Annotated in this window: 7 protein-coding genes; 2 read left to right on the forward strand and 5 right to left on the reverse strand. The window is 67.0% G+C overall.

Features of this window, described 5'->3' with window-relative positions; genetic code table 11:
* From JOY90_RS01485 to JOY90_RS01495, 3 genes are all read right to left on the reverse strand, one after another.
* A partial coding sequence (locus JOY90_RS01485; protein ID WP_291689402.1) for an FAD-binding oxidoreductase occupies nt 1-706 on the reverse strand: 706 nt, incomplete at its 3' end.
* A gap of 21 nt (nt 707-727) precedes the next feature.
* Nucleotides 728-1,486 carry an SDR family oxidoreductase gene (locus tag JOY90_RS01490; RefSeq protein WP_291689403.1) on the reverse strand — a complete coding sequence of 253 codons (759 nt, stop codon included), beginning with the start codon at nt 1,484-1,486 and terminating at the stop codon, nt 728-730.
* A gap of 420 nt (nt 1,487-1,906) precedes the next feature.
* Nucleotides 1,907-2,845: a GlxA family transcriptional regulator gene (locus JOY90_RS01495; protein WP_291689408.1), complete on the reverse strand. Its 939-nt coding sequence runs from the start codon at nt 2,843-2,845 to the stop codon at nt 1,907-1,909.
* A 101-nt stretch (nt 2,846-2,946) separates the two neighbouring features.
* Here JOY90_RS01495 and JOY90_RS01500 point away from each other — a divergent pair, with 101 nt between their 5' ends.
* Nucleotides 2,947-3,642 carry a DJ-1/PfpI family protein gene (locus tag JOY90_RS01500; RefSeq protein ID WP_291689404.1) on the forward strand — a complete coding sequence of 232 codons (696 nt, stop codon included), beginning with the start codon at nt 2,947-2,949 and terminating at the stop codon, nt 3,640-3,642.
* A 349-nt stretch (nt 3,643-3,991) separates the two neighbouring features.
* Here the strand turns inward: JOY90_RS01500 and JOY90_RS01505 are convergent, their stop codons facing one another.
* Complete coding sequence (locus JOY90_RS01505) at nt 3,992-4,402, reverse strand: NADH:ubiquinone oxidoreductase subunit NDUFA12 (RefSeq protein WP_291689405.1); 411 nt, start codon at nt 4,400-4,402, stop codon at nt 3,992-3,994.
* Between the two features lie 184 nt (nt 4,403-4,586).
* Here JOY90_RS01505 and JOY90_RS01510 point away from each other — a divergent pair, with 184 nt between their 5' ends.
* Complete coding sequence (locus JOY90_RS01510; RefSeq protein WP_291689406.1) at nt 4,587-5,207, forward strand: BA14K family protein; 621 nt, start codon at nt 4,587-4,589, stop codon at nt 5,205-5,207.
* 42 nt (nt 5,208-5,249) lie between these two features.
* On the opposite strand, the gene JOY90_RS01515 is transcribed toward JOY90_RS01510, so the two are convergent.
* Nucleotides 5,250-5,565, reverse strand: a 316-nt coding sequence (locus JOY90_RS01515; protein WP_291689407.1) for a DMT family transporter, incomplete at its 5' end; no start/stop codon positions are given.

A 5,565-nucleotide genomic window follows, 5' to 3' on the forward strand; every position in this document is an offset into this window, starting at 1 on the left:
CGCCGTCCTTTTCAATCGCCCTGATCTCGGCATGGCGGATCTCGCCGCCGTTGCCGGCGAGCATCCGTGCATACGCCTTTACCACCTCACCTGGCGCATCCACCGAGGCGGTCTCGGTGTGCAACAGGCCGACGCTGTAGGCCGGCAGGATGTTCGGCTCGAGCGCGGAGATGGCCTGACGGTCGAGGAGCTCACTCTTGATACCGTGCGCGGCGAGCGCTGCCTGCTCCGCCTTGGCGGCAGCGACGTTGTCGCTGCGCCATGCTTTCAGCCAGCCGGTCTCGCGGATGCGTTGCGCAGCACCCGCCTGCACGATCCATTCCCGGTGCAGCTTCAGCGAGGCGCCGATCAGGCCGTGCAGCGCGACCGCGCGCGGCTCGGTCTGCGCAGCGGTGGCGTTGGCAAGGAAACGGACGACCCAGTCGGCGTTGCGCAGCGCCCAGGCCGGATTCCAGCGCAGCGCGTGGTGACGGTTGGAGAGATAGGTCGGCAATTTGCGCCAGAGCGCGGGCGTGTTGAGCGGGAAGATCGAGCCGCTGCTCAGGATACCGGCATTGCCATAGGAGGTCTCGCTGCCGGGCTCGCGACGATCCACCAGCACGACCGACAAGCCCCGCTGCCGCAGCGCATAGGCCGTCGACACACCGACCATGCCGGCGCCCAGCACGACGACATCGGCACCCCTGCTTCCCGCGTTGTCTGACATCAAGCCCCCAGAGAAAACAAACTACATCAGCGTGAGGCCGCCATCGACGGGCAGCACCGCGCCGGTGATGTGGCCAGCCTCCGCCGACAGCAGAAAGGCGACCGTCGCCGCGACCTCGTCCGGCTCGGCCAACCGTCCGAGCGGATTGGCCTTGGCGGCGCGCTGCCAGCCAGCGGCATCCAGCGATCCCAGCCGCCCGGCGTCCTTGCGGGTATAGCCGGGCGCCACGACATTGGCGGTCGCGCCCGACGGCGCAAGCTCAATCGCGAGGCATTTTACGAGCGTTTCGAGGGCAGCCTTGGCCGCGGCGGACGCCGGAAAGACGCCGTCAGGCACGAAGCGATGCGCGCCGAAGCTGCTGATCGCCACCACACGCCCCTGCGCGCCGCGCATCAGATCCGGCAACGCAGCGGCGGTGAGCTCGTGAAACGCCGCGGCCATCACCGCATAGGCGCGATCCAGCCCCTCGCGCGGCAGCTCGGCAAAACCGCGCTTATCGGCGAACCCGGCGGCATGGACGATGGCTTCGACCGGGCCAAACGCCTCGCGGGCGGCGCGGACCAGTCCGGCGGCCGTGCCCGCCTGGGCCAGGTCGCCCGTCGAACAGGCCACTTCGGCGCCTGCCTGCTCGCATTGCGAGGCTACAGTGCTCAGTCGTTCGAACGAGGCGGCGTCGCCACCCTGCCCGTGCAGCATCAGGCATCGATCACGCGCCGCCAGCCGCCGCGCCACGGCGGCGCCGATCCCGGACCCGCCGCCGGTGATGATGGAAACCCGCATGACCTTGGTCTTGTGCCTGTCGACCGGACTATAGGTCGCACCGGTTCCAATGCCAATCGCAACGCGATAGCCCGCGCCACCACGCGGCGGACGGCGGCAGTGCCTTTGCCCGAAATGAAAGGGGCCGCTGGCATTGCGCCAGCGACCCGCCGGGATTTCAAAATGATACGAGATGAAATACGTCGCCTGCCCGGTTGACCGACACTCTACGGACAAATGGTCGCCATGTGCAGGAAAACTGCTGTTCTTGAAGGCGGAACAGCGTGCAGCGTGATCAATCTGCTACACTCCGGAACACGCGGGAAGGCTCCCGATCGCGGTCAACCGTATGGTTGATTGCAACCACAAGCGAGCACGCGGCTGGTGTTGCGACCGAAGATCAACTTTCCGATATTCGGAACTTGTCATCTCTTCGGATCGCTATCCCGCCCGCGCCGCCCGCCGAAGCGATTGCGGCGGCTGGCCGAAGGCGCGGATGAAGGCGCGCCGCATCCGCTCCGGATCGCGAAAACCGGTCGCCTCCGCGACCCGCTCGATCGCCTCGCTCGACGACTGCACGCGGGCCCGCGCAGCCTCGATCCGCAGGCGCTCGACGGCTTTCGACGGCGTCGTGCCGGTCTCGGCGATGAAGGCGCGGGTGAAGTGGCGCGCGCTCATGCCGGCGCGCTCGGCGAGATCTTCGACCGTCAACCGCGCATCGAGATGCTCGCGCGCCCAGGTCAATAGCGCCCCGAAGCGGCCGCTCGGCGCCTTCAGCTCGAGCAGCGAGGAGAACTGCGACTGCCCGCCGCTGCGGCGGTGATACAGCACGAGCTGGCGCGCTGTCTTCTGCACGATGTCGTCGCCGAAATCCTCCTGGACCATCGCGAGCGCGAGATCGATGCCGGCGGTGATGCCGGCCGAGCTCCAGATGTTGCCGTCGCGCACGAAGATCTGATCCGGCTCGAGTTTCACCTGCGGATACCTCGCCAGGAATTGCCGGGTGCGCTGCCAATGCGTGGTCGCGCGCTTGCCGTCGAGCAGGCCGGCTTCGGCGAGCATGAATGTGCCCGAGCAGACGCTGGCGACGCGGCTGCCGCGTCCGGCCACCGCCCTCACGAACTTCGTCGCACAGACGTTGCGCGCGGCCGCCTCGATGCCCTCGCCGCCGGCGATGATGAGGGTCGTGAGCGCGGCCGGCGAGCCGAGCTTGCGCGCCATCATCTCCACGCCCGACGTCGCGCGTACCGGGCCGGGCTTCGCGGCGATCACCTTGATCGCCGGCGCGGCGCCGGCATAGCGCGTGGCGATCTCGAACACCGAAATCGGGCCCGCAGCATCGAGAAGCTGGAAATCCGGAAAGATCAGCACGCCGATCATGGTCGTCATCTCGTGTCTTAAAGCGAGGGAAAGTTGCCCTTCAAGACATCAGGCGATCATGGCAGGATGCCTCCCGTCAAGCGCATTTTCGGGAGGCTCTCATGTCGGCGCCGCTGCAGATCGGACTTCTGGTGTTTCCGTATGTCACCCAGCTCGACCTCACCGGTCCGGTGCAGGTGTTCTCCAGCGTGCCGGGCGCGAAGCTGCATCTGATCTGGAAACGCATCGAGCCGGTGAAGAGCGATTCCGTTCTGGTGCTCACCCCGACCGTCACTTTCGCCAACTGCCCGCAGCTCGACGTCATCTGCGTGCCCGGCGGCTACGGCAGCGACGAACTGCTCAATGACGAGGAGGTGCTCTCCTTCCTGCGCCGGCAGGCGGCAGACGCCAGATACATCACTTCGGTCTGCACCGGCTCGCTGGTGCTGGGCGCGGCGGGCCTGCTCAAGGGCTATCACGCAGCGACGCACTGGAGCGCGATGGACATGCTGCCGGCGTTCGGCGCCATTCCCGAGAAGACGAGGGTCTGCATCGATCGCAACCGCGTCACCGGCGGCGGGGTGACCGCCGGGATCGATTTCGCGCTGAGGCTGGTGTCAATCCTGGTCGACCGCCCGACCGCCGAGGCAATTCAGCTCCGGCTCGAATACAATCCGGCGCCGCCATTCGACGCCGGCTCGCCCGACACCGCCCCGGCCGGGGTGCTGGCGCAGATCAGCGAGCGCATCGCGCCGTTCAAGCAGCGCCGCGCCGAAGCGGTCGCCCGCGCCGCGGCAAGATTGAGCGAAAGCATGTGAGGGTAAGAAAAAGGCCGTCCGGTTTCCCGAACGGCCTTTCCTGTCCTACGGCGGCGCCACATTGTGACGGGGCGATCTCAGAAACCTCTGGTGCCCGGGGGCCTATCTCCCGGCCGCGTTCTGATCGGGCGCCGCTGCACTTCAGACGACAGTCGCGATTCCGTTCGCCTGAACCCGATGCGATGGTTTCCCATCTCCGTAAGATGACCCCATCAAGCGCCTTCGCCGCGAAAGACGCAAGGCTGCGCGCGACGCTGTCCCCGCTGTTACCGTTGTCCACAGCCCTGCCATGACTGTGCGACCGCAGCATTCTGTTGCGCGCAAGATGAAAAGCAGGGGTAGGATCAGGTCAGCTTCCGGGCGTCCAGGGCTGATAGTCGCCGGTCGCCTTGGGACGGCGGCCGCTGGCCAGCGTCGAGCCTTGCGGCCGGTACGCGTAGGGCGTGCCGGTCAGGTTCGGCACATGCGGCTTCTCCCACTCGCGCGGGTTGTAGCTCGTCTCCGTCGGCGGGGTGTCGACGGTATGATGGATCCAGCCGTGCCACTCCGGCGGAATGCGGCTGGCCTCGGCCAGGCCGTTGTAGATCACCCAGCGCCGCTCGAAATGCAGCGTCGGGTCGATCGCGCCGCCCTTGGTGCGGTAGTAGCGGTTGCCCTGACCGTCTTCGCCGACGAGCTCGCCGAACCGCCAGGTCCACAACTGGGTGCCGAAGGTCTGGCTGTTCCACCAAGTGAAGAGTTTCAGGAAAAACTGTTTCATGCGGCCGGCCGTTCGCGCGATGGTGCGTTGCGCCCTGATGCCATCAGCCCGCGCGATTGTCCAGTAAAGTTCCCCGCGCTCCCGCCCGTTGACCTCCGTGTGCCTGACGATCGTTTGGTCGCAAACTCGGAACATTCATGTTTCGCAGGGATTGAGTGAGCATCTCACGTGAATGGAGTTGATCATGATCAGACTGAAAGTCTTGAGCACCGCGTCGGCCCTCGCACTGGGCCTCGCGCTGATGGCGGCCCCGAGTGCGAGTTTCGCCTTCGGCCGCGGTGGCGGCGGCGGATTCCACGGCGGTGGCGGCTTCCATGGCGGCGGAATGGCCATGGGCGGTGGCATGCATGTCGGCGGCGGGGCGCCTGTTGGCGGCGCGATGCGGCCGGGCGTTGGCGCGCCAGGCGCGAGCTTCGCGGCCCACACGGGGGGGCCCGGCTGGAGCGGCAACCGCACCGCCTGGAACGGCGGCAATCCCGGCTGGAATGGCGGTAATCCCGGCTGGAATGGCGGCGGCTGGCACGGCCATCATCACCATGGCGGCTTCTGGCCGGGCGTGGCCGCTGGCGCATTCGTCGGAGGCGCACTCGCGGCTGATAGCTATGCCTATTATGGCGGCCCGGACTATGCGTACGACTATGGCCCCGACTACTACGACAACAGCTACTATGACGGCGGCGACACCGTTGCCGTCGTTCCCGCCACCGGCGGTGACGCCAGCTACTGCGCGCAGCGCTACCGTACCTACGATCCTGCTTCCGGGACCTATCTCGGCTATGACGGCCTGCGGCATCCCTGCCCCTAAGGCGGTGTGATTGCATGACGCATGACAAATGGCGGCGCGGCTTCAAGACCGCGTCGCCAGCACGACGGCCGCCAGCGTGAAGACGAGCGCGGCGATCTGCCCTGCCCCGAGCGGTTCATGCAGCGCGAAGGCCGAGGCGACCACGCCGATCACCGGCACCGCCATGGTGCCGATCGCGGCCACCGACGCCGGCAGCCGTGACAGCGCGGCAAACCAGGCGACATAGGCAATGCAGAACTGCACCACGGTGGAATAGAACAGAAGCCACCAGCCGAGCGGCGTGACGTGCAGCCAGTCCGACCTCTCAATCAACAAGCCCACGATGGTGATCGGCACGCAGCCGATGCCGATCTGCCAG

This window comes from Bradyrhizobium sp. (genome assembly GCF_019242285.1).
In the GTDB taxonomy this organism is placed as follows: domain Bacteria; phylum Pseudomonadota; class Alphaproteobacteria; order Rhizobiales; family Xanthobacteraceae; genus Bradyrhizobium.

Excerpts from the sequence above, each read along its gene's own strand:
- JOY90_RS01490 (WP_291689403.1), bottom strand. The coding sequence starts at position 1,486 with ATGCGGGTTTCCATCATCACCGGCGGCGGGTCCGGGATCGGCGCCGCC.
- JOY90_RS01495 (WP_291689408.1), bottom strand. The coding sequence starts at position 2,845 with ATGATCGGCGTGCTGATCTTTCCGGATTTCCAGCTTCTCGATGCTGCG.
- JOY90_RS01500 (WP_291689404.1), top strand. The coding sequence starts at position 2,947 with ATGTCGGCGCCGCTGCAGATCGGACTTCTGGTGTTTCCGTATGTCACC.
- JOY90_RS01505 (WP_291689405.1), bottom strand. The coding sequence starts at position 4,402 with ATGAAACAGTTTTTCCTGAAACTCTTCACTTGGTGGAACAGCCAGACC.
- JOY90_RS01510 (WP_291689406.1), top strand. The coding sequence starts at position 4,587 with ATGATCAGACTGAAAGTCTTGAGCACCGCGTCGGCCCTCGCACTGGGC.